General features: G+C 56.3%; 6 protein-coding genes and 2 pseudogenes. 7 read left to right on the top strand and 1 reads right to left on the bottom strand.

The genetic code is table 11. From position 1 onward, the window contains the following. The first annotated feature begins 293 nt into the window (after positions 1-293). From sinH to shdA, 6 genes and pseudogenes are all read left to right on the top strand, one after another. Positions 294-2486, top strand: coding sequence for an intimin-like inverse autotransporter SinH (gene sinH, locus ACQ29O_RS05880; protein ID WP_000252220.1), 2193 nt, complete (start codon positions 294-296; stop codon positions 2484-2486). Between the two features lie 57 nt (positions 2487-2543). Beyond that, positions 2544-3503: a SinI family autotransporter-associated protein gene (locus ACQ29O_RS05885; protein ID WP_001149061.1), complete on the top strand. Its 960-nt coding sequence runs from the start codon at positions 2544-2546 to the stop codon at positions 3501-3503. Positions 3504-3622: 119 nt separating this feature from the next. Beyond that, on the top strand, positions 3623-8407 hold the full coding sequence (locus ACQ29O_RS05890; RefSeq protein WP_073938591.1) for an adhesion domain-containing protein: 4785 nt from the start codon (positions 3623-3625) through the stop codon (positions 8405-8407). 165 nt (positions 8408-8572) lie between these two features. Next, positions 8573-15881, top strand: a pseudogene (ratB, locus tag ACQ29O_RS05895) (DUF823/DUF824 repeat adhesin RatB). Between the two features lie 14 nt (positions 15882-15895). After that, a pseudogene (locus ACQ29O_RS05900) lies at positions 15896-15982 on the top strand (IS1 family transposase); the annotation flags it as partial. Positions 15983-16541: 559 nt separating this feature from the next. Further along, positions 16542-22082, top strand: coding sequence for a fibronectin-binding autotransporter adhesin ShdA (shdA, locus tag ACQ29O_RS05905; RefSeq protein WP_073938594.1), 5541 nt, complete (start codon positions 16542-16544; stop codon positions 22080-22082). 161 nt (positions 22083-22243) lie between these two features. Here the strand turns inward: shdA and xseA are convergent, their stop codons facing one another. Then, positions 22244-23593: an exodeoxyribonuclease VII large subunit gene (gene xseA / locus ACQ29O_RS05910; RefSeq protein ID WP_000953166.1), complete on the bottom strand. Its 1350-nt coding sequence runs from the start codon at positions 23591-23593 to the stop codon at positions 22244-22246. Positions 23594-23753: 160 nt separating this feature from the next. Between xseA and guaB the strand changes: the two genes are divergently transcribed. Further along, the gene (gene guaB, locus ACQ29O_RS05915; protein WP_045161678.1) at positions 23754-25220 is read left to right on the top strand and encodes an IMP dehydrogenase; all 1467 of its coding nucleotides are present in this window, start codon (positions 23754-23756) and stop codon (positions 25218-25220) included. Positions 25221-25279 lie beyond the last annotated feature (59 nt).

The raw sequence follows: 25279 nt of genomic DNA on the forward strand, positions 1-25279 counted from the left end.
TAAGGGCAAAAGCGTTATTCGATACTCCCGTAATATCAGCATAGTATCCTGCCCGGCGGTTATTTTATTCTTTTTATTGATTCAACTATTTATAGGGAATATTATTCCCGAAAATTAATATTAGAAATAAATAACAGCTTTCTTTTTATTTATTATATCAATATTATAAATCTGTTTCATATTAAACTTTTCTTTTTAGGAATATATTTAGGCCTGTTAGTTATGATTCCATCTGAATCATCCATATAATATCTTTTCATAGAGGCGTGTTTATTTAACGACAGGGATATCATATGGTGCGAAGGATTCGCATTCTGGTTTTGCTATTAGTGTCTGGAGTCTCAGTTGCGGCTTCTGGCGCAGATAACTCTGCATCTGCAAATGATGAAAGCCACTCCTCCCTGCCTGATTTAGCCAGCGAATCCGCGAAAAAAGAAGAACAGGAAAATAAAGGAAAGTCCTTTAAAGAACAGGGCGCTGACTACTTTATTAATTCCGCCACCCAGGGCTTTGATAATCTCACCCCGGAAGCGCTGGAATCCCAGGCGCGTAGCTATTTGCAAAACCAAATCACTTCCTCAGCACAGTCATATCTTGAAGGTGTAATGTCACCTTATGGCAAGATCCGTACCAGCCTGTCCGTGGGCGAAGGCGGCGATCTGGACGGCAGTTCGCTGGATTATTTTATTCCCTGGTATGACAACCAGAGCACGCTTTTCTTTAGCCAGATTTCGGCTCAGCGTAAGGAAGACCGCACCATTGGTAACTTTGGGCTTGGCGTTCGCCAGAACGTCGGCAACTGGCTGCTTGGCGGCAACGCATTCTATGACTACGATTTTACGCGCGGTCACCGTCGATTAGGTCTGGGAACCGAAGCCTGGACGGATTACCTGAAATTCTCCGGCAACTATTACCATCCTCTTTCTGACTGGAAAGACTCCGAAGATTTCGACTTTTATGAAGAACGACCCGCGCGCGGCTGGGATATCCGCATGGAAAGCTGGCTGCCGTTTTATCCGCAGCTTGGCGCTAAATTAGTTTACGAACAGTACTACGGCGATGAAGTAGCGCTGTTTGGCACCGATAATCTGCAAAAAGATCCTCATGCCGTCACTTTGGGGCTGGAATATACGCCGGTACCGCTGGTCACGGTTGGTACGGATTACAAAGCCGGTACTGGCGATAGTAACGACTTTAGCGTTAACGCGACCGTGAACTACCAGATAGGCACGCCGCTGGCGGCGCAGCTCGATCCGGAAAACGTTAAAATTCAGCACTCCTTAATGGGCAGCCGCACCGATTTTGTCGATCGTAACAATTTCATCATTCTCGAATATCGTGAGAAAGATCCGCTGGACGTCACGTTGTGGCTGAAGGCTGACGCCACCAACGAACACCCGGAATGCGTGATTGAAGATACGCCTGAGGCCGCGGTGGGGCTGGAGAAATGTAAGTGGACGGTCAACGCGCTGATTAACCACCATTACAAAATTATTTCTGCCTCCTGGCAGGCGAAAAACAACGCCGCCCGTACGCTGGTGATGCCGGTGGTAAAAGCTAATGCGTTAACCGAAGGCAACAATAACAGCTGGAATCTGGTGCTTCCTGCCTGGGTTAATGCCGATACCGAAGAGCAGCGCACCGCCCTGAACACCTGGAAAGTACGCATGACGCTGGAAGATGAAAAGGGCAATAAGCAGAACTCCGGCGTGGTGGAAATCACCGTCCAGCAGGATCGCAAAATTGAGCTGATCGTCGACAACATTGCCGATACCGATCGCAGCGATCACAGCCATGAAGCCAGCGCGCTGGCCGATGGCGAAGACGGCGTGGTGATGGATCTGCTGATCACCGATTCCTTTGGCGACTCCACGGATCGCAATGGTAACGAACTGGTGGACGATGCCATGACGCCCGTGTTGTACGACAGCAATGATAAAAAAGTCACCCTGGCCCAGACGCCCTGCACCACGGAAACCCCCTGCGTGTTTATTGCCAGTCGTGACAAAGAAGCGGGGACGGTGACGCTTTCCAGCACCCTGCCGGGGACTTTCCGCTGGAAGGCGAAAGCAGACGCCTATGGCGACAGTAACTACGTTGATGTCACTTTTATCGGCGACAACCTGAGCGCGCTGAATGCGGTGATTTATCAGGTCAAAGCCGCCAACCCTGTCAACCTTATCGGCAAAGAAGATAAGCACCCTACGGTCAATAATGCTTACCGTTTCCTGCTGTGGCGCGACAAAAATAAAGACGGCGTATTCCAGATGTCCGAGCAGCTCACGGAAGAAGAGATGGCGCTGTACGACTACCAGTGGGAGTTTACCGGGCAGAGTACAAACGGACATACCGGCGCGCTGGCCAACACCATGAATGAAGATCTTGTCCTGCCAGTAACCAATAAAGAGGCGGCGCAGAAGTTTGCCGCCAATGTGGAAGATGGCGTTCAGGGTTACGGCATACGCGTTACGTATAGTCAGAAATAGCGTCAGCGTTGTGGCTGACCAGCCAGCCGCTGAATTTTGAGAAAAAGGAGAGTCTGAATGCAAGCAACAGTAAAACGGCGGCTGACGAAGGTCGCTTTAGCATTAGTAGTTGCCGGGTATTGCGCCGCGCCAGCGGTGGCGGCAAACGGTAATCTGAAATCGGGGCAGTGGCAGATTGTCTCTGAACAGACGGGCACCATTCAGGGTACGGTGCCGTGGATTACCCGTGCGGCGGATAAAACTGCGGATACCGACAAAGATCACGTAACGGTAACTATCGATCGCGGCGATCGTAAAATTGTGACCGAAGGCGATAAGCAGTTCCACGTTGGCGATAAGGTCACGGTGAACTGGGCGATTGGCGATACGGAAGGCGACCTGGACACCGACAACACGGCAACTAAAGCCACCGTGAAATGGGTGAGCTTTAGCGATCAGAATGGCAGCGACCCCAAAGATCTTGGTACTGGTGACAGTTATGAAATCCAGGCCGCTGATGCGGATCGTTATATCGGTATCAAAATCACGCCAACCACTACCACCGGTGACCCTGCCGTGGCAACCGAACTGCTGTTGAAAGACTTGTCGACCGATGCGGGCGGTGGTTCGGATGATGACGAAATTCCGGAAGGTCCGGTGGTGGATGAAAACGTCCATGTGGTTATTCATGAGAAAGATTCGAATACCAACCTGTTGAAGAATTCAGGGATGACACTCAAAACGAATACTACCTATCAGGTATTGCTGTGGAGCGATAAAAACGGCAACGGCACCTATGATGCCGGTGAAAACGTTACCGACCAGTATGACTACCGCTGGAAATTCGTCGGCACCAGTAAAATTGCAGGTACCGGTACTGGTGGTATCGTCAACGAAAACTGGAACGATAAAGACCTTGTCATCCCGCTTACCAACGCCGAAGCGAAAGAGGCGTTCGAGGGTGCGGAAGGCGGCGTTACCGTGGGTAGCGACGGTGTCCAGGGCTTTGGTCTGTCCATCGACTACAAACGCAAATAAGTTGTCCTCAACATACCACTCCCCGCGGGGAGTGGTATTTTCCGCGCACTTTGCTTAGCCGCGCGCTAAGCAAAGTGGGTTGAATTACGACAGAGAATGAAAACGGGTGGCTATCTCTCATGGACAGGAATCGGCAAGTGAATAAAGTTGTACATTTCTTACTGACATTACTGATCATGTTTGCAGTGTCGATCGCACCTGCGCAGGCGCTATTGAAGGGCGGAACCTGGCAAGAGCTGAACTCAGTCACCGGTGCGGTTAACGGAACCGCGCCGCTGGCCGACGGCGCTATTATCCCCCTTTACCAGGGAAGTACGCTGCTTGACCCGAGCAAAACCCACGATATTGAATTCAGCGCCATGCCGCGCGATTTTAGCGCGGATGCTACCTCAACCTCGATGCGGGCGGTCAATTCCACCGATACCGAAGGCGATCTCTTTAGCGATCCGCCCACCATCGCCTGGGAAAACCGCCAGCCGCCCGCCATGGGCCTGGTATGGGCCGATGCCGCCACGCCCGACACGCCGCTCTCGCCGCAGCCGGTTCCGAACCTGACCTTTTGCGCCCAAAACCCCGCCGGGCGACAGCTGGTGGCCTGGGCGCAGGTGGAAGATGAAACCAACGTTCCCGCGCTGTGGCTCTTTACGCGTACCGGGGTGCCGAATTATGCGACCATTCCGCTGTTAAGCCCGAAAGTGGCGCTGAATATCAAACCAGCGGTGAGCGACCCTGTTTCTGTGAGCGGCGATCATGTCGATGCCAGTTTTGAAGCATCGAAAGTTAAGGTCGGAGAAAGTATTACTCTTACTGTCACCACCAAAGCGTGTGATGGCGAACCTGCGATCAATGCGCCGTTTGTGATCCGTCGCGAGGATGCAATAAATCGCCAGGGTGTGGTCAATAACGCTAACCCGGTGCGCGTTGGCAATACCGAGTTAACGACTGCGCAAACAGAATATCATGGTGTAACGGACGGGCAGGGCAACGCCACGGTGGTGGTAACGCAAGAGAACGGTCCGGGGGTAAAAACGCGACTTATCGTCTCTTCGCAAAACTATCCCACGCTGACCGACAATGTCGACGTCATTTTCACCACCATCACCAGTCCAGACAGCGATAAGGCCAGTATGTACGGCCACATGATAGAGAGCGCTACCGCGACGCTGAACGGTATAACCTACACCTTCACCCGCCCGAAGCTGGCGGCGGAAGCGAGCGGCGCTGACAAAAGCGTCGTCGATACCAACGAAACCTGGGCGCTGTTCGACTGGAACGGCGCCGATAACCATTGCAATATTCTGCCGGACGCCGAACAACTGGTGCAGATGCGACATGAGCACAGCACGCTGGCAACGTACACCGGCTGGCCGGCGACGGACGATGCCGAATACTGGTCGTCGACCAAAGATCAGATGAGCGGCTACCACGCTGCCGTACATATGAACAGCGCATCGGTCGTCAGGGCCGCCGACAGCGACACGCTGCTGGTCAGTTGTGTGGATAAAGCCCAGCCTGCGGCGCACCCGCAGATTACTCTCTCCCCACAAGGACCGTATAAAGCGCAGGTGGGGGAGTCGATTGATCTGACGATGACCGTAGTTGACCGGGACACGCAAAAACCGCTGCCTTACCGCTACATGGAGCTGTTTATCGACCCGGCGAAAAACCGCAAAGGGGAACATCAGGACGCATGGGATAACCTGCGGGTCACCGTTGATTCCGAAGGTATGAGCGCCTCGTCGCCGGAGCACTATACCGGCGTGACTGACGTCAACGGCCAGGCGCACCTGACGTTAAAACATAACAGCGGCCTGGGCGTCGAAACGCCCATCCGCATCGTGATGCCGGACGACGAAGGCGGCAACGTCGAGCTGTCCTTTAGCGTAATTTTCACCGTGGTCACCAGCCCGGACGTGGACGGCGCCAACATGTGGGGCCATATGCGCGGCGTGGTGGACGCGGGCAACCTGTACAAACGTCCGCTGCTGGCGGTGGAGGCCAGCCATAAAGACGGCCAATTCAGCGAAAATAACGAAGAGTGGGCGACGTTTAACTCCGTGGCGTCGGCCACCGCGCAGTGCGGTGTCGGCCAGGTGCCGGATCAGTCGTCGCTGGCGCATTTGTACAGCGAACATGCGGGCGGACAGATGGAAAGCGAGCACGGCTGGCCGACCTATCTTAACTACTGGTCGTCCACCTACCAGAGCGCCACCACCTGGAAACTGATCGCGCTGACGAACGGCAGTGAATTTGCCAACAGCAACGTCTCGATTTACGCCAGCTGCCTGGCCAGCGATAACCCGGTGGCGGCGTCCATCACCATTGAACCGGTCAATCCGTCGCAGTGGTACGACGGCAGCGACGTCCACGCGGTCAAAGTGAAAAAGGGCGAGACGATGCAGCTCAAGGTGACGGTGAAGGACGCCAGCGGCAACCCGATCCCGGAAGCGCCGTTTGTGCTCACCCGCGGCGACGGTTACGATCGCCGGGGCGAAAAGTATACCGCTCAGGACGGTGACGATCTGCAAGGCATCGTGACGCCCGTGGTGATCGACGGCGAATCGCTGGCATGGACCACCACCAAAATGGGGTCGCAGACCGGCACTGACGGCACCCGTATCATCAGCGTCACCCGCCCGGACACCCACGGCACCCGCACCGCGATTAACGCGACGCTGTATGAAAATGCCGCCGTGAGTGCCAGCATCGACACTATCTTTACCGTCGTCACCAGCCCGGATGTCAGCGTCGCCCGCATGTGGGGGCATATGGCGCCATCGCTGACGGCGGCGGATGGCGCGGTGTACCAGCGCCCGCTGCTGTACGCTGAGCTGTCCAGTACGGACAATACTGCGTCTAAGCAAGAAACCAACGAAACCTGGGCGGTTTTTCATGGGCCAGCCAGTGAAGGGGCCAATCCGGCCCGTTGCGCGGCGGGCTATTACCCTGCCGTTGAGGCGCTGGATTCGCTCTACAGCAAATACCCGAGCCGAACGATAAATACCGCCCAGGGCTGGCCGGTCTACTATTCTTACTGGAGCGGATCGAACTCGACGTCATTTTCCAGCGGGGCAAAACTTGACTTCTATTACGCAGTCGATCTGGCTGATGGTTCGCGTCGGTCAGAAAACAGCGCGACCAGCACTGCCTGGCAGTATCAAATTTGCGCCACGACGCCGCTGCCGCAGGCCACGCAGATTACCCTCACCTCCCCGCAGGCGATGGATGACGCTATTCAGGCGGTGAAGGCGAAAAACAGCGAGTCGATCCCGCTACTCATCACCACTACCGATGCGATGGGCAACCCGGTGCCTTATGCGACTTTTTCGCTTAAACGCGACGCCGGGAAGGCGCGCAACACCGACTATAATAAATTTGTAGCCACTAACGGCACCAACATGACGGTGACGCCGCTCACCGGTGCGCAGCAACAGTTTTACTATGCCACATCGGTTCTGACCGGCGCGGATGGTACGCTGGCCCTGACGCTTGCCGAACCCGGCGGCATAGGGTTGAAAAACCAGCTGACCGCGAATCTGAACGATACGCCGACGGCGACCTCATCGCTGCCGGTGGTGTTCACCGTCCTCACCAGCCCGGACAGCGACAAGGCCAACATGTACGGCCATATGCCGGAGACCTTCACCGCCAGCAACGGTGCGGAGTTTAAGCGCCCGCTGGTGGCAGGCGAGCCCTCATCGGAGGCGCACACGGATACATATTTCGAAACCAATGAGAACTGGCTCATGGTGAATAGTTTTAATACCGGCAATTACGGCGGGTGTCCGATGAACCAGATGGCTGCGATAGATGATTTCACTGCGCTGTACAACGATCACCCAAGCGGCAAGGTGGCGACCGATATTGGATTGCCCGTCGGGAAGCGGTGGTGGGCGGGGGATAGCCTGCTGAAAGGCTCAACCCTTTACTGGCAGTATAAAGATCTCAAGACGGGGAAAAACTACAGCATGTCGGAAAACCCGGGTAACTACTACTTACAACTCTGCCTGACAACATCGCGCAGCGGGCTGAATATCGCGCTCTCTTCCGACGCATGGAACGCCGATAAATCGGCGGCCGTGGCGAAAAAAGGCGAAACGATACCGATGACGGTAACGGTGACTAACGACGCCGGGCAGCCGCAGGCCGGGGTGGCCGTACTGTTGACGCGTGATTACGCTTATTCGCGCGGTGCGGTGGATAAGCAATACATTGAACCAGGCGTGATTGGCGAGCCGGTTCCGTTTACAACTTCGCCTGCGAATATGATGCTGACGCCGGTTGCACCTGCGGGTACGGCAATGGCGTTTAATAACCAGAATGGCCTCAGCACAAAATGGTCTGGCTTCACCGGCGATGACGGTAAGTTGCGGTTTACGTTAACTCAGGATAAATCGCTGGGGTTAAAAACGTCTGTCACGGCGGCGCTTGCGAATCAATTTGATGAGGCGGCGAGCGTAGATGCAATCTTTACGGTACAAACCAGCCCGGACACGCCGTATGCGTCATACTGGGGTCATATGCCGGATACCGTGCAGGTGAACGGCGTTACGCTGCGCCGCCCGTACCTGAAAGCCGAGCTCTCTGCCGCGCCCCGGGATACCTGGCCGTTTAATAATGAAATCTGGGGGACGAACTATTATTATCAGTCCGAACACGTGGAAACGTCGTTGACGCATCTTTGCGGATCGCAGGAAAATATAGCCTCGCTGGACGATCTGAAAGCGTTGCAGAGCGTTATCGGCACGTTGCAATGGCCGACGACATCATCCTGGGACTATGTGTCGCAAGATGAAGGTCAAAGCAATAAGTACTACTGTTCATTTAACGAAACGACCGGCCAGACAACCTGTACTCGTGAAAAAGCGACGACCTCAGGCTTAGGCTCGTGCCGGGTGCCGTAGTGAATGGGGAATGGGGCCGGGAGCGCGTTTGAATGTTGGGTGACGCTTTGCGGCGCCCAACCTGGGTATCCCTTGTAGCTGGCGCTGTTCCGGTAGCGATGTATTTTTACGTTTTTGTATTCATGGAATGAACTGCAACGAAATGGACTTTTCTCAGGTACGTCAGTGAAATCGAAAAAGTGTGTCGGTTTTTTACCCTGGCTGCTGCTATGCGCCCTCAGTTTAACGCCTTTCTTCGCGCAGGCCGTGCGAAGCAGCGGCGCATGGCAGGAACTCACTGAGCAAACTGCGGCTATTAATGGCACTCCGCCTCAGGCCGACAGTGTAACGATCCCGGTATATCAGGGCAGCGTGCAGTTGCGCTCTGATGCGGCGAATCCTGTTGACTACTCCGCGAAGCCCAGCCAGTTCAGCACCAGTGATGCTGGCAGCGCGCTGACCTTAACCAATCCGCACGACACCGAAGGCGATATCTTCGCCGTGCCGCCGCTGGTCTGGCAGGCTGAACGCGCGCCCACCGTCACGCTGGTGTGGGCCGACGCCGCCACGCCGGACACGCCGCTTGATCCACAACCCGTCAGCAATATAAGTTTCTGCGCGCAGAATCTGGCGGGCCGCCATCTGGTGGTCTGGTCGCAACTGGATACCTCAACCGCCATACCGCCGCTGTGGTTGCTTACCCGCACCGGCGTGCCTTATAACACGGCGGTCGAAGTGCTTGCTCAAAAGTTTGCCGTGGATATCGCGCCCGCCGTGGGCGACCCGGTAACGCTCGCCGCCGATCATCTGGACGAGTCGCTCAACGCCGCGAAGGTCAAAGCGGGCGAAAGCATCACGCTGACGGTAACGACCAAAGACTGCGGCGGCGAACCGGAGGGCAACGTTGATTTCGTGATTACCCGCGGCGACGCGCAAAACCGCCAGGGCGTGGTAAACAATGCCGCGCCGGTGCGCGTCGGCAACACCGAACTGACCACCACCGCCACGGAATATCACGGTACGACCAACGCCGAGGGCGTGGCGACCGTGGTCGTCACCCAGGCGAACGGCCCGGGCGTTAAAACGCCGCTGATAGCGCACCCGTCGAGCGCGCCAGCGCTGAAAGCCAGCGTGGACGTGATTTTTACCACCCTCACCAGCCCGGACAGCAGCAGCGCCAACATGTACGGTCATATGGCAGAGACGTCCACCGCCACGGTGGACGGCGCAAGCTACACCTTTTACCGCCCCAAACTGGCGGCGGAAACCGACGGTGAAGACCGCACCGCCAGCATCAACAATGAAACCTGGGCGCAGTTCAACTGGGGCCACGCCGACGCGCACTGCGATATTCTGCCGGATGCACGCCAACTGGAAGGGTTAAAAATTGCGCGCGGCGATCTGGCCACCACCCTCGGCTGGCCGGTAGGGCTGACATCCGGTGATGAAGAGTACTGGTCCTCCTCCCAGGGATCGACTGCCACTGACCATATCAGCATTGATATGCGCAGCCGCAGCCTCACGCAGATGCCGGACGCCACGCAATCGCTGGTTAGCTGCGTGGATAAAGCCCCGCCTGCGGTCACGCCGAAATTAGTGATTAGCGCCGACAATTTTGATTCAACGGTCAACGCGGCGAAAGTAAAGGTGGGCGAAGAGATCAACATGAAGATCACCGTCACCGACAGCGCCACCAATAAACCGCTGCCTTATCGCTACCTTAACGTCTACCTGGGCGACGAGCAAAATCGCCAGAATCAAAAGAATGCCGATATTGATAGCGGGCATCAGTGGACGGATGATCCGGTAATTATCACCAATCTGGAAGGCAGCGACGGTCACTATCACGGCGTCACCGACGCCAACGGTCAGTTCTCGCTGGTGTTGACTCAGGACAAGGGGGCGAGCGTATTAACCCCGGTGCGCGTGGTGCTGTTCGACGGCACGGAAGCGACGCAGAACGTGATTTTTACCGTCGTCACCAGCCCGGACGTGGCGCAGGCGCGCATGTGGGGCCATATGCAGGGCGTGGTGGAAGCGGGCAATATCTACAAACGCCCGCTGCTGGCGGACGAAGCCGCGCAGGATACCGGTTCCGAATTTGAGAATAACGAATACTGGGCGACGTTTAACTCGGTAACGGCGGCGACGAACCAGTGCGGTACCGGCCAGGTGCCGGGGCAACTGTTGCTGGATACGCTGTATCAGGCCCATTCCGGCAACGCGATGGAAACGACCTACGGCTGGCCGACGCAGAAACACAGCTATATCGCGGCGGATACTGATGGTTCCACCACCGCGCACGTCAACCTGGCGACCGGTGCGGACAGCACGTTCAGCGGCACCGAACCGAACTATCTCTCCTGCTCCGGCAATGAGTTGGTGACCAGTCTGGACGTTTACTTTAATGGCGATGAGTCGTTACGCAATGCGGTAGCCAAAGTCGGCGAACAAATCACGATGAACGTCCATTCCGTCAATGCGCTGAATGGGTTAAGCGTGCCCAACGCCAGCTTTATCGTCACCATGGCGCACGGCAAAAATCGCGACAACGCCACGACGGGCTTTACCGACTCCAGCGACGGAACGCTGGTGATGGGCGGAACGCCTTTCGGCTCTTCCCAGGCGTCGATGACGTATCAGGGCATGACCGACAATGAGGGCAACGCCACGCTGGTGATTGAACAGCCGCAGGGCGTGGGCTTGCTGACGCCGCTGAGCGTACTGCCGGTCAACTCACTGATTACCACGCCCGTCAACCGCAGCGTGAAATTTACCGTTCCCACCAGTCCCGATACGCCGGAGGCGCAGATGTGGGGTCATATGGCGGACACGCTCACCGTGGGTGATATGGAATTCCAGCGGCCAAAGCTGGCGGCGGAAGCGACTGCCGCCACCCGTACCCAGGAGCAGGATAACGAAACCTGGGCGCGTGTCAGCCACGCCGACGCGCTGAATAACCCCAACGCCGGGGGCTGCGAGGCCGGCCATCTGCCGCGCGCCGATCAGCTTGCCGCACTGTATGCCTCCAGCGACGGCAATAAAATCCACACAGTATCCGGCTGGCCGACGACGTATGACTACTGGTCTTCCACCTTCGCCAGCGCCGCTACATGGCAGGCGGTATCACTGGCTGCGGGCGGCTATACCGCTTCCGGCGATGCGTCGGACTACGTGAGCTGTCTGGTCAGCAAAAATCCGACGGCGGCGTCTATCACCATTGAGCCGGTGGATGCGGCATTGTGGTATAACGCAAACAGCGAACACGCGGTGAAGGTGAAAAAGGGCGATACGCTCCAGCTTAAAGTGACGGTAAAAGACGCCAGCGGCAATCCGCTGCCGCAGGCGCCGTTCGTGTTAAGCCGCGGCGACGGCTATACCCGCCAGGGGGGAGAAACATATCGCCGGTAGCGGCGACGGCATCGTCTCGGCGGTGGTGATTGACGGCGATTCGCTCAACGACAGCGCCACCCAAATCGGCGGTATGACCGGTGAAAACGGCAGCAAAATCATCAACGTCACCCGCCCGGATGCCCACGGGACGAAAGTCGCGATTACGGCGGCGCTGTACAATAACGCCAGCGTGACGGCCAGCATTGATACTATTTTTACCGTGGTCACCAGCCCGGACAGCGACAAAGCCAAAATGTGGGGCCATATGCCGGAAACGACGACGGCGGCCAACGGCGAGGTGTTTAAGCGCCCGCTGTTATCGGCTGAAATCGCCAGCGGCGTTACCCACGGCGACAATACGGAAAACAACGAAGCGTGGGGAATCGTCGATTTTGAAATGGCGAACGACGCCTGCGGCGCGGGATACGTGCCGACCCTTGCCGATATGCAATCGCTGTACGACGCCAGGCCCGGCGGCGCCATGAATACCCAGCAGGGCTGGCCGCTGGATGGTAAAAACTACCAGGACAGCACCGCCGATTTGAGCCGGAGTACGCAAAACCGCTACGTTAAGTCGATTAATCTGCGCGACGGCGGCGTCGGTTCGCTATTGTGGAATGAACAACTCTATTTTGTCTGCCTGCAAAACGCCCATCCGGCGGCGACGCAGATAACGCTCACTTCGCCTGTGTATAACGACAGCGACGGATTCGCCAAAGCGAAAGTCGGCGAGACCATCCCGGTCATCATCACCACGCGGGATGCCCAGGGCAACCCGGCCGCCGACACGCCGGTTATCTTTACGCGCGGCGACAGCGTCGGGCGCGCGAATCAGGAGGTGAATAGCTCGGCGGCGGCGGATATACAGATAAACCACAGCGACGGGCGTAGCAGCGGCGCTAACTATTACACCGCCACGGGCGCCGACGGCACGCTGACGCTGAATATCAGCTAGGACAGCGGCGCGGGCTTTAAAACGCCGCTGACGGCGGCAATAGAGCACAACGGCGTAACGAGCGCGCCGCTGCCGGTCATCTTTACCGTGGTCACCAGTCCGGACACGCCGAAGGCCAACTACTGGGGCCATATGGCGGAAACGCTGACCGACAGCAGCGGCGTGGCGTACAGGCGTCCGCTGCTGGCCAGCGAGTTTAGCGCTACGCCCGGCAAAACGCTGACCATCGCCAACGGCTACTACGACAAAGGCGAAACCTGGTGCATGATAACCGTCGATAAAGCCTGGAACGGCACCGGTGGCGGCTGTGGGCGCGACACGCTACCGACCGTAGCCAACCTCCAGACGCTGTACGGGACATACCCGGATAACGCCATGCGCAGCCGTAACGGCTGGCCGATGACCAGTTCAGGCAACAACAACGTCAGCCGCTACTGGTGGGCGGGGGATTACGTGATATCGTCAGACGGCACGAAGTCGCTCTACGCGGCGGTCAACCTGTTTAACGACGGCAATGATGTCAAAACGACGACCAGCACCTCGATGTACTACATGCAGACCTGTCTTGCCTCGCCGCGCAGCGCCGCCGCCAGCCTGACGCTGACGCTGGCAGGCCAGGATGAAACCACCGGAAGCGCAAAGGCGAAGAAGGGCGAGCAGATGGCCGCCACCATCGACGTGAAAGACGCCGCAGGTCAGCCGATGAAAAACGTGATGGTGAAAATCAGCCGCGGATCTTCGTACAATCGCGCCAACAGCGCCACATCGTCCTCAAGCGTCACAGACGATATTACGCTGCGTAATGTGATGCCGTCCGGCCTGGCGACATACCTGCTGGATACCTCGGCGAAATATCTGTATGCGCAAACTGATGCCCAGGGACAGGTGACATTTACCCTTGCGCAGGACAGTACCGCCGGTTTAAAAACCACTATCAGCGCCGCCACGATGGACGGCAGCAACCTGACAGACAGCAAAGACGCAATCTTTACCGTAGTGACCAGCCCGGACAGCGATAAGGCCAAATACTGGGGCCATATGCCGGAAACCTTTACCAACAGTAAGGGGGTTGAATTTAAGCGACCGCTGCTGCGCGCTGAACTTTCTTCAACGGCGGACACGTCGGGTTATACGGAAAATAACGAGACCTGGTATACCTGGAGCCGTTATCCGAATATGTATCAGGACACCGCCAGCCCGTGCGATCGGCTGGGGTTGCCGACGGTAAATGATTTACAGACGCTATATACCGATTATCCCAATGGCGCACTCACGACAACGCTTGGCCTACCGGTGGCATCAGGAAAATATTGGGGGGCGGGTAACTCAGTACCGGATGCCACGCACTCAGACAGTCAGTTCCAGTATGTCAGACTCAGCGATAATAATACGCTGACAACCAAAGCCAATACCGCCACGGCGCAGCTTTGTCTGGCAAAGCGCCGGGACTTGTCGATAGAACTCACCTCCAGCGCCATGGATGCGGATAAAGGCGCTCCAGTGGCGAAGAAGGGCGAGAGCCTGCCGTTGACCGTCACTGTGAGGGATGGTTCCGGCACGCCGCAGCCCAATACCACTATCCGTTTGGGACGAACGCTTTCGATAGACCGGGCGGGTGTCGTTGATGGCAGTTCCGGCGGAGGCATGGTACTCACATCGGTTGCGCCGTCTACGGGCTCAATGACGTTTAACTGCACGGTATCTTCGTGCACAAGTTATTGGTATGGCATTACGGATGAGGATGGTAAAGCGCAACTCGAAGTGACGCAGGATGATTCCCGTGGCCTGAGAACACCGCTGCAGGCGATGCTTGTCGACGATCCGCTGACAGTTAGCGATATGGACGTCATTTTCACCGTCATTACCAGCCCGGACAGCGATAAAGCCAAATACTGGGGACACATGCCGGAAACCGTGACCAACAGCGCGGGCGTGAAGTTCCGGCGTCCGCTGCTGGCGGCGGAGATGACGTCGAATAGCGGTACTTACCTGGTTAACAATGAAACATGGCCCTTAGTCACCGCAGCGAACACTGAAAAAGCTGGCGCAACCGGCTGTGATGCGGAATACCAGCCGTTGTCGGGCGATCTGCAAACGTTGTATAGCGACAATCCTAACGGCGCAATCGGTACAAATTACGGCTGGCCGGTGGCGGGGAACAAATCCTGGTGGGCGGCGGATCGTGCGCCGAATACCGGATATTACCAATTTATAAACCTGAATAGCGGCGGTAAGGGCACCGCCAGTTCATCGACTGCCACCGGTGCTCAGGTGTGTCTGGTCGAGCCGCGTACTTCTACTCCTGCCAGTATTACGCTGACCTCGACGGCGATGGACAGCGCGAAAAATGCGGCGGTAGTGCCGAAGGGAAGCGCGATGCCGTTAACGGTGACGGTAAAAGATAGCAGCGGTAACCCGGTCGCCAACGTTGGTTTTACGTTGTCACGTGGCGATTCGAAAAATCGGGCAGGTATGGTGATAACGGATGGCGACGTGGCAGCGGATGCCGGAGCAGACGATCTCATGCTTAAAGAGCTGACTCCCGCAAGCGCCAGCCAAAGTATGACCACCACCGGGATTGTCTTTACCGGCACTACCGGCAGCGACGGTACGGCAACGTTTACGCTTAATCAGGATAAAAGCCTGGGGTTGAAAACGCCACTCACGGTGAAAGTGACGGACAATACGACTCTTCACGCATCGCTGGATGTGATTTTTATGGTACTTACCAGCCCGGATACGGATAAAGCGTTGTTCTGGGGAAATATGTCGGATACGACATCCGTCAACGGAAAAACGCTGCATCGTCCGTGGCTTCAGGCTGAGATGCTGTCAGGCGTGACGCCAGTATTTACCAACGGAGTGCATGCAAATAACGAGTACTGGGCGATGGCGCATACGGTGGACAACACGAAATGGGATATTGCCAAACAGTGCGGTAGCCTTAGCAAAGCACCGGATAATAACGACCTGTTGACGCTGTATCATTCAATTAGCTCGTTAGGCTGGCCGACGCTGGGCTATCCCTATTTATCTAAATCAACCTCGAGCAGCGGCATGTATTGCGGCGTAGATGGGAATACCAAGAGTCAAAACTGCGCCATTAAGCCGGCAGGCACAGCGGGTTATGCGACGTGCGTGGAGTAACGTATTATGCGTCTGGCACGAAAATAATCTGCTTTTCACGTTCAATTGAGCTTCATGAAAAAGTGAAAGTAGCATTCATTGAAAAGTATATGTTCTGCTAATTGGCGCCACCACCGTTTGCCGCGCGTGTGTAAAAGCGCCGTCTCCCTTCTGCAACCCGGCATCTGGCGCTACGTATATACTCTAAATAATTCGAGTTGCAGGAAGGCGGCAAGCGAGCGAATCCCCAGGAGCTTACTAAAGTAAGTGACTGGAGTGAGGGAACGCAGCCGCAGCACATGCAACTTGAAGTATGACGAGTGTATTTAAAATAACGCCAGGTGTCGCATGATAATCACACCTTTTTGTTTCACGCATTTATTTATTTTAATATATGAAGTTATTAAATGTTATTCACGACATAAATATTTATTAAATGGATGAATGTATTTATATCAATTATAAATCAACCAGAAATTGACCTGGCATTGAAATAAGCCTTGAAATTAGTTAATAATTTGGCTTGGATAATATATTGTTTCAGGTGATTGCAACCATTCATAGAGCTGTATTTTTGTTATTTATTATTTAACTCATTGATAATGTAGCATTTAAAGGCTATTTGCAGCCCAATCAAAATCCAGTTTGCTTCGTGAACGTTATTAAAGGGAAATTTAAAAATTGAACAGGACTTACAGTATTGTCTGGAGCGCCGTGCGAAATATGTATGTCGTGGCTTCAGAACTGGCGCGAGGCCACAGCAAAGTTAAAGCGCAAGTATGCGCGAGTGAAATCCATTCTCCAAACCAAAAGTCCGAATATGGACAAATAATAAAAGCAACGCGCGCGGCGCTGGCTTGCGCCGTGGCTGCAGCGCTCGGATTTTTCAGCCCGCTGGCCATGGCCGACAATCAGGTATCATATGCTGATGCGCAGACCCACGTTCTGGATGCGTCAACGCCGCCGATGAGCTATTCGGGCACCGATGAAGGCGCGGCGCTATATGTCTCGGGTGTCGCCACCGTCGGCTGGCAGCCCACCACGGTCACAGGGACGGGGCTCGTCATTGAAACAAGCGGAGGCGGAGCTGATGATCCGGATGGCGGTAAGTATGTTTCCAACGCAATTTCGCTGGATCATTACGCTATCCTTGAGCTTACCGACGCGAAGATAACCACTACGGGCATTTATACCCAGGGTATTTCCGCAGCGGATGGCAGCACACTGACGTTAACAGACAGTACGCTAACGATTGACGGCAATTTCGGCGTAATGACGTTGTATACGGGTTCAGAAGCAACGCTGGACGGTACCATCGTTGAGGCAGCTAACAGCAGCAGCGCGCAGGTGCAACAAGGCAGTACGCTGAACGTGCTGGACGGTAGCACAATCACCCTGGCGCAAGGCCAGATAAACGTTGTTGCCGGAAACACCGCGACAGACGAGGGTTCCACCCTGAACCTGTCTGATAGCTCGGTCAGCTCTGCAGGTACGATGAGCACCATCCAGGGTACCAATAAGGCCGCTCTTAATCTCACCAACGCGACCATAACACATACCAATGCCAGCGGCGCGGCGGTACAGGCCAATAACGCCACTACCCTGGATATTACAGGCGGCAACATTACCTCTGCCGGTACGGGCGTGTATATTCTGGCGTCGGACGCCAGGATCGACGGCGCCACCATCAACGCCGACGGCGACGGTATCTTTATAACCAGCAAAAGAAAACTCGACGGGTATGAAGATCTCAACGCGCTGACGGTCAACAAAGCACAGGTTAATTCAGACACGATTGCGCTGCATGTGGACACTGGCACGACGATTAACGCTCCTATCGTGCTGACCGACAGCACATTTGAAGCGCCGGAAGTGATCAAGCTTGGCAGCAAGGCGGTCATTCAGGCCAACAATACGACATTGATCGGTGACGTTGCTCAGAGTGACATGTCATCGTCATCGCTCTCTTTAAGCCAGGGGTCCACGTTAACCGGTAGTGTAGATGCGATGTTTACTACGCTGTCGCTCGACGACACCAGCCAGTGGAACATGACCGACCCGTCAACCGTCGGCAATCTGACCAACGACGGCGATATTACGCTGGGCAACGCGAGCGGTTCGACAGGTACGCTGCTGACGGTGGACAATACCCTGACCTTACAGGATAACAGCCAGATAAACGCGACGCTGGATACCGCCAACAGCGCGCCAATTATCAAAGCCGCCAACGTCACGCTGGACGGGACGCTGAACCTTAGCTCAACGGCCACCTTTGTCGCGCCCGAAACCGACGAACACTTTGGATCGATCACGCTGATTGATTCACAAAGCGCAATCACTACCGATTTTGACAGCGTAACACTGGATGCTGACACCTCCGCTATGCCGGATTATCTGACGATCAACGCGGGCTCAAATTCTGCGCGCGCTGCGCATGGCACTTTTACCGTTGATGCAGGCAGTACCTTTACCGTCACCAGCGAACTGGACGAAACCACGGCGACCTCCAACTGGAACGGCAGCAAGCTAACCAAACAAGGCGACGGCACGCTGATCCTCAGCAACACCGGCAACTACTACGGCGATACTGAAATTGACGGCGGCATTCTGGCCGCCAAAGACGCCGCCGCGCTCGGCACTGGCGATGTGACGATTGCAGAAAGCGCAACGCTTGCGCTGAGCCAGGGCACGCTGGATAACAACGTGACCGGCGAGGGCCAAATTGTCAAAAGCGGTAGCGATGAGCTGATCGTGACCGGCGATAACACTTACAGCGGCGGCACCACTATTTCCGGCGGTACGCTGACGGCTGACCATGCGGATTCGCTGGGTACCGGGGCTGTTGCTAACAGCGGCGTGCTTCAGGTCGGCGAAGGCGAGCTGGAAAATACGCTTTCCGGCAGCGGCTCGCTGGTGAAAACCGGCACAGGCGAGCTGACGCTAAGCGGCGACAACACTTACTCCGGCGGCACCACCATTACCGGCGGTACGCTGACGGCTGACCATGCGGATTCGCTGGTCAAAACCGGTACGGGCGAACTGACGTTAAGCGGCGATAACAGTTACTCCGGCGGCACCACCATTATCGGCGGTACGCTGACGGCTGACCATGCGGATTCGCTGGGTACCGGAGCTGTTGCCAACAGCGGTGTGCTTCAGGTCGGCGAGGGCGAGCTGGAAAATACGCTTTCCGGCAGCGGTTCGCTGGTGAAAACCGGTACGGGCGAGCTGACGTTAAGCGGCGATAACAGTTACTCCGGCGATACCACCATCGCCGACGGCACGCTGATTGCCGCCAACGTCAACGCGCTGGGCAGCGGCAATATCGACAACAGCGGTACGCTGATGCTGGATGCCAACGGCGCATTTGAGCTTGCGAACATCACCACCCATACCGGCGCCACGACCGCGCTGGCGGCGGGCAGCACCCTTGACGCGGGCCAGCTCACCCAGGAAGACGGCAGTACGCTAAGTATTGACCTCGGCGCGGCCACCGACGACGCCGTGATTACCGCCGACAGCGTCACGCTGGGCGGCACTCTGAATGTTACCGGCATCGGCAGCGTTACAGACAGCTGGACGCCTGAGGCATACACCTATACGCTGATTGACAGCGACAGCGCCATTACGAGCGATTTCGACGATCTGACCATTGCAGGGATGAACCGCGAAGATGTTGACTTCCTGACTATCGACGGAAAAGTCGATGAAGCAGACAACACCCACTATGATCTGACGGCCTCCCTCTCCTGGTATGCGGACAGAGACAACGCCACTACCGACGCCCACGGCACCTTTACCCTGAGCGACCCTGACGGCAGCTTTAACGTTGCGGCTACACTGACAGACGTTGATGACACGCTGGATCCGGGTAGCAGATGGGACGGTAAATCGCTGACCAAAGAAGGCGCAGGCACTCTGATCCTCTCCGGCGACAACGACTACAGCGGCGGCACCACCATCAATGAAGGTACGCTGGTCGCCGCCAGTACGACGGCGCTGGGCACCGGTCTGGTAGACAATAACGCCACGCTGGTGCTGGACGTAGACGGTGAAGTCAGCGCGGTGGGCGGCATCACCACTCATAGCGGCGCGACGACCCAACTGGCGCTCGGCACCTCGTTGGATCTCGGCGACAGCGCGTTAATTCAGCAAGATGGCAGTACGCTGAACGTTGAGCTGAATAGTGACTCAGTGCAACCGCTGATCACCGGCGGCAGCGCCACGCTTGGCGGCGATTTGGTCGTCAGCGACGCCAGCCTGCAAGCGCGCGCCTCCGACGCGGAGTTCCAGTCCTTTAAACTGATGGATATGGACAGCGATATCAGCGGCGACTTTACCAGCCTGACGATGAACCTCACCGACCAGCCGGACTATCTGACCGTAACCGGGACAATCAATCCTGCAGATGCGTCAGAATATTTGCTTACCGAAGGGCTGAGCTGGAATGCGACCGCCACGTCAGCGACGCCAGCACACGGCACGTTTACCCTGGGCGCAGGCGACAGTTTTGAAGTCACCAGCGTACTGGGCGATAAAACCGGCAACGGCGACTGGGACGGTAAATCGCTGACCAAACTGGGCGCGGGTAAACTGACGCTGAGCGGCGCGAACACCTACACCGGCGATACTAACGTACAGGAAGGCACGCTATGGCTGTCCGGAGACGGCTCGATTGGCGAGATGGGCAGCCAGCAGGCGGTGAACGTCGCCTCCGGGGCGACCTTCGGCGGCAGCAATGGTACGACCGTTAACGGTAAGGTGACCAACGAAGGGACGCTGGTCTTCGGCGACAGCGAGGAGACAGGCGCTATCTTCACCCTCAATGGCGATCTGATCAACATGGGGACGATCGCCAGCGGCAGCACCTCCAGCACGCCGGGCAATACGCTTTATGTTGATGGCAATTACACCGGCAACGGCGGCTCGCTTTATCTGAATACCGTCCTGGGCGACGATGATTCGGCGACCGATAAGCTGGTGATTACCGGCGATGCCTCCGGCACCACCGATCTGTACATCAACGGCATCGGCGATGGAGCACAGACCACTAACGGTATTGAAGTGGTGGATGTTGGCGGCGTATCGACCAGCGATGCGTTTGAGCTAAAAAATGAGGTTAACGCCAGTCTGTATACCTACCGTCTGTACTGGAATGAAAGTGACAACGACTGGTATCTGGCGTCAAAAGCACAGTCTGATGATGACGACAGCGGTGGTGATGACAGTGATGTCACGCCTTCGGATGGCGGTGACGATGGCGGCGATGTCGCACCACAGTACCGTGCGGATATCGGCGCGTACATGGGCAACCAGTGGATGGCGCGCAACCTGCAAATGCAGACCCTCTATGACCGCGAGGGCAGCCAGTATCGTAATGCCGATGGCAGCGTATGGGCGCGCTTCAAAGCGGGTAAAGCAGAATCAGAGGCTGTCAGCGGCAATATCGATATGGACAGCAACTACTCCCAGTTCCAGTTAGGCGGCGACATTCTGGCCTGGGGCAACGGCCAGCAGAGCGTTACCGTTGGCGTCATGGCGAGCTACATCAACGCCGATACCGACAGCACCGGTAACCGTGGCGCGGACGGTAGCCAGTTCACCAGTAGCGGCAACGTAGACGGCTATAACCTTGGCGTCTATGCCACCTGGTTTGCCGATGCCCAAACGCATAGCGGCGCGTATGTCGACAGCTGGTACCAATATGGTTTCTACAACAACAGCGTAGAGAGCGGTGATGCGGGATCTGAATCTTATGATTCAACCGCTAACGCCGTCTCGCTGGAAACTGGTTATCGCTACGATATTGCTCTTAGCAACGGTAATACTGTCAGTCTGACGCCGCAGGCGCAGGTTGTCTGGCAGAATTACTCAGCGGATAGCGTGAAGGATAACTACGGCACCCGGATCGATGGTCAGGATGGCGACAGTTGGACAACGCGTCTGGGTCTGCGTGTTGACGGCAAGCTGTACAAAGGCAGCCGTACGGTTATCCAGCCGTTTGCTGAAGCTAACTGGCTGCACACCAGCGATGATGTGTCGGTATCGTTTGATGATGCTACGGTGAAACAGGATCTTCCGGCTAACCGTGCGGAGCTGAAAGTGGGTCTGCAGGCAGATATCGATAAGCAGTGGAGCGTTCGCGCTCAGGTTGCCGGGCAGACTGGCAGCAATGACTTTGGCGATCTGAACGGTAGCCTCAATCTGCGCTATAACTGGTAAGTTAGACAAAACCGGGCGGGTGTTCCCTGCCCGGTTTTGAGGCGAATGACAAACCGGTTGATCGTCAGATTATGGCTACACCTTATCCGACGTGGCGCGTAGGTTGGCTGAGGCGAAGTCGAAACCCAACATCGCGCTGCAAAGGGTGGGGGAGTGTTGGATTACGTGCCCGGCGTGACGGATTTGACTTCACTTTCAAGCCAGCCGTCCTCCAGTCTCGTGGTCATGATATCGCCTGCTTTGACCTGTTTGATCTTTTTCAGCACCTTGCCGTCCGTTGTCGTCGAAACCGTATAGCCGCGCGCCAGCGTGGCTAACGGGCTGACCGCTTCCAGATGCGTGACCGCGTTGCCAAAACGCTCGCGCTGTTCGCTTAACCGTGAGCGGATATTCTCCGTCAGACGATATTCCAGCTGTTGGATGCGCGACTGCGCGCGGTGAATGAGCGGCTGCGGATTTTGCTGGCTCAGGCGTTGACTTACGCGCTGTTGGCGTTGATTGGCCTGCTTAATCCTGGCCTCAAGCGCAAATCCCATCCGTTGGCGTAGACGTTCCAGCGCGGTTTGCTGACGGGCCAGACGCAGTTGCGGATGTTGCTGTTGCAGACGGTGAAAAATCTGCGTGAAACGGCGGCTGCGATTGGCGAGGTAGTAGTCCATCGCCATGCCCAGACGCTGCTGGGCGGACTGGATCTGACGCAACAACTCCTGCTGGTTACGGCTGACAATTTCTGCCGCTGCTGATGGCGTAGGCGCGCGCAGGTCGGCGACAAAATCAGCTATCGTGACGTCCGTTTCGTGACCGACGGCGCTGACCACCGGAATGCGGCTGGCAAAAATCGCCCGCGCCACGCGTTCGTCGTTAAAACTCCACAAATCTTCCAGCGAACCGCCGCCGCGTCCGACGATCAGTACATCACATTCGCCGCGCGCGTTCGCCAGTTCGATAGCACGAACGATCTGCCCCGGCGCGTCGTCGCCCTGGACTGCGGTTGGATAGATAATAACGGGCAGGGATGGGTCACGACGCTTTAGCACGTGGAGAATATCGTGCAGCGCCGCGCCGGTTTTCGAAGTGATCACCCCAACGCAGTGGGCCGGGGAGGGCAACGGCTGTTTATGCTGCTGATCGAACAAGCCTTCGGCCTGCAGTTTGGCTTTTAGCTGCTCATATTTCTGCTGCAACAAGCCTTCGCCCGCGGGCTGCATACTTTCGGCGATGATTTGATAATCGCCGCGCGGCTCGTACAGCGTAATGTTGGCGCGTACCAGCACCTGCTGCCCGTGCTGCGGGCGGAACGTCACCCGGCGATTGCTGTTACGGAACATCGCACAGCGCACCTGAGCGGTATCGTCTTTGAGCGTAAAGTACCAGTGGCCCGACGCAGGCTGCGTGAAATTAGAAATCTCGCCGCTGATCCATACCTGTCCCATCTCCTGTTCTAACAGCAGACGAACCGTCTGGTTAAGGCGGCTTACGGTAAAAATTGAGGAAGTTTGAGAGGATAACATGTGAGCGGGATCAAATTCTAAATCAGCAGGTTATTCAATCGATAGTAACCTGCTCACGGGGGATCGCAAGCACTATTTGCAAAAAAATGTAGATGCAACCGATTACGTTCTGTATAATGCCGCGGCAATATTTATTAACCTCCCAGGTGAGATATTGCCCATGCTACGTATCGCTAAAGAAGCTCTGACGTTTGACGACGTCCTCCTTGTTCCCGCTCACTCCACCGTTTTGCCGAATACTGCCGATCTCAGCACGCAGTTGACGAAAACTATTCGTCTGAATATTCCTATGCTTTCTGCGGCGATGGACACCGTGACGGAAGCGCGCCTGGCAATTGCCCTGGCCCAGGAAGGCGGCATTGGTTTTATCCACAAAAACATGTCTATTGAGCGCCAGGCGGAAGAAGTTCGCCGCGTGAAGAAACACGAGTCCGGCGTAGTGACCGACCCGCAGACCGTCCTGCCAACCACCACGTTGCATGAAGTGAAAGCCCTGACCGAGCGTAACGGTTTTGCGGGCTATCCGGTGGTGACTGAAGATAACGAGCTGGTGGGTATCATCACCGGTCGTGACGTGCGTTTTGTGACTGACCTGAACCAGCCGGTGAGTGTCTACATGACACCGAAAGAGCGTCTGGTGACCGTTCGTGAAGGCGAAGCCCGTGAAGTCGTGCTGGCAAAAATGCACGAAAAACGCGTAGAAAAAGCGCTGGTCGTTGATGATAACTTCCATCTGCTTGGCATGATTACCGTAAAAGATTTCCAGAAAGCGGAACGTAAACCAAACTCCTGTAAAGATGAGCAGGGCCGTTTACGTGTCGGCGCGGCGGTCGGCGCAGGCGCGGGCAACGAAGAGCGCGTTGACGCGCTGGTGGCGGCAGGCGTTGACGTACTGCTGATCGACTCCTCTCACGGTCACTCTGAAGGCGTGTTGCAACGTATCCGTGAGACGCGTGCTAAATATCCTGACCTGCAAATCATCGGCGGCAACGTTGCGACGGGCGCAGGCGCTCGCGCACTGGCGGAAGCCGGTTGCAGCGCGGTGAAAGTGGGTATCGGCCCGGGTTCCATCTGTACGACTCGTATCGTGACTGGTGTGGGCGTTCCGCAGATCACCGCTGTTTCTGACGCGGTGGAAGCGCTGGAAGGCACCGGGATTCCGGTTATCGCTGACGGCGGTATCCGTTTCTCCGGCGACATCGCCAAAGCCATCGCCGCAGGCGCGAGCGCGGTAATGGTGGGTTCTATGCTGGCCGGTACCGAAGAATCCCCGGGCGAAATCGAACTCTACCAGGGCCGTTCTTACAAATCTTATCGCGGTATGGGTTCTCTGGGCGCGATGTCCAAAGGTTCCTCCGACCGTTACTTCCAGAGCGACAACGCCGCCGACAAACTGGTGCCGGAAGGTATCGAAGGCCGCGTAGCCTATAAAGGTCGCCTGAAAGAGATCATTCACCAGCAGATGGGCTGCCTGCGCTCCTGTATGGGGCTGACCGGTTGTGCTACCATCGACGAACTGCGTACTAAAGCGGAGTTTGTGCGTATCAGCGGTGCGGGTATCCAGGAAAGCCACGTTCACGACGTGACCATCACCAAAGAGTCCCCGAACTACCGTCTGGGCTCCTGATTTTCTTCGCCCGACCTTCGCGTCGGGCGATTTATTTAATCTGTTTCACTTGCCTCGGA

The sequence above is a fragment of the Salmonella sp. GDC200615 genome, from assembly GCF_050574145.1.
GTDB lineage: Bacteria > Pseudomonadota > Gammaproteobacteria > Enterobacterales > Enterobacteriaceae > Salmonella > Salmonella enterica.

Coding starts and splice junctions, on each gene's coding strand:
- sinH (WP_000252220.1), top strand. CDS start 294: ATGGTGCGAAGGATTCGCATTCTGGTTTTGCTATTAGTGTCTGGAGTC.
- ACQ29O_RS05885 (WP_001149061.1), top strand. CDS start 2,544: ATGCAAGCAACAGTAAAACGGCGGCTGACGAAGGTCGCTTTAGCATTA.
- ACQ29O_RS05890 (WP_073938591.1), top strand. CDS start 3,623: ATGGACAGGAATCGGCAAGTGAATAAAGTTGTACATTTCTTACTGACA.
- xseA (WP_000953166.1), bottom strand. CDS start 23,593: ATGTTATCCTCTCAAACTTCCTCAATTTTTACCGTAAGCCGCCTTAAC.
- guaB (WP_045161678.1), top strand. CDS start 23,754: ATGCTACGTATCGCTAAAGAAGCTCTGACGTTTGACGACGTCCTCCTT.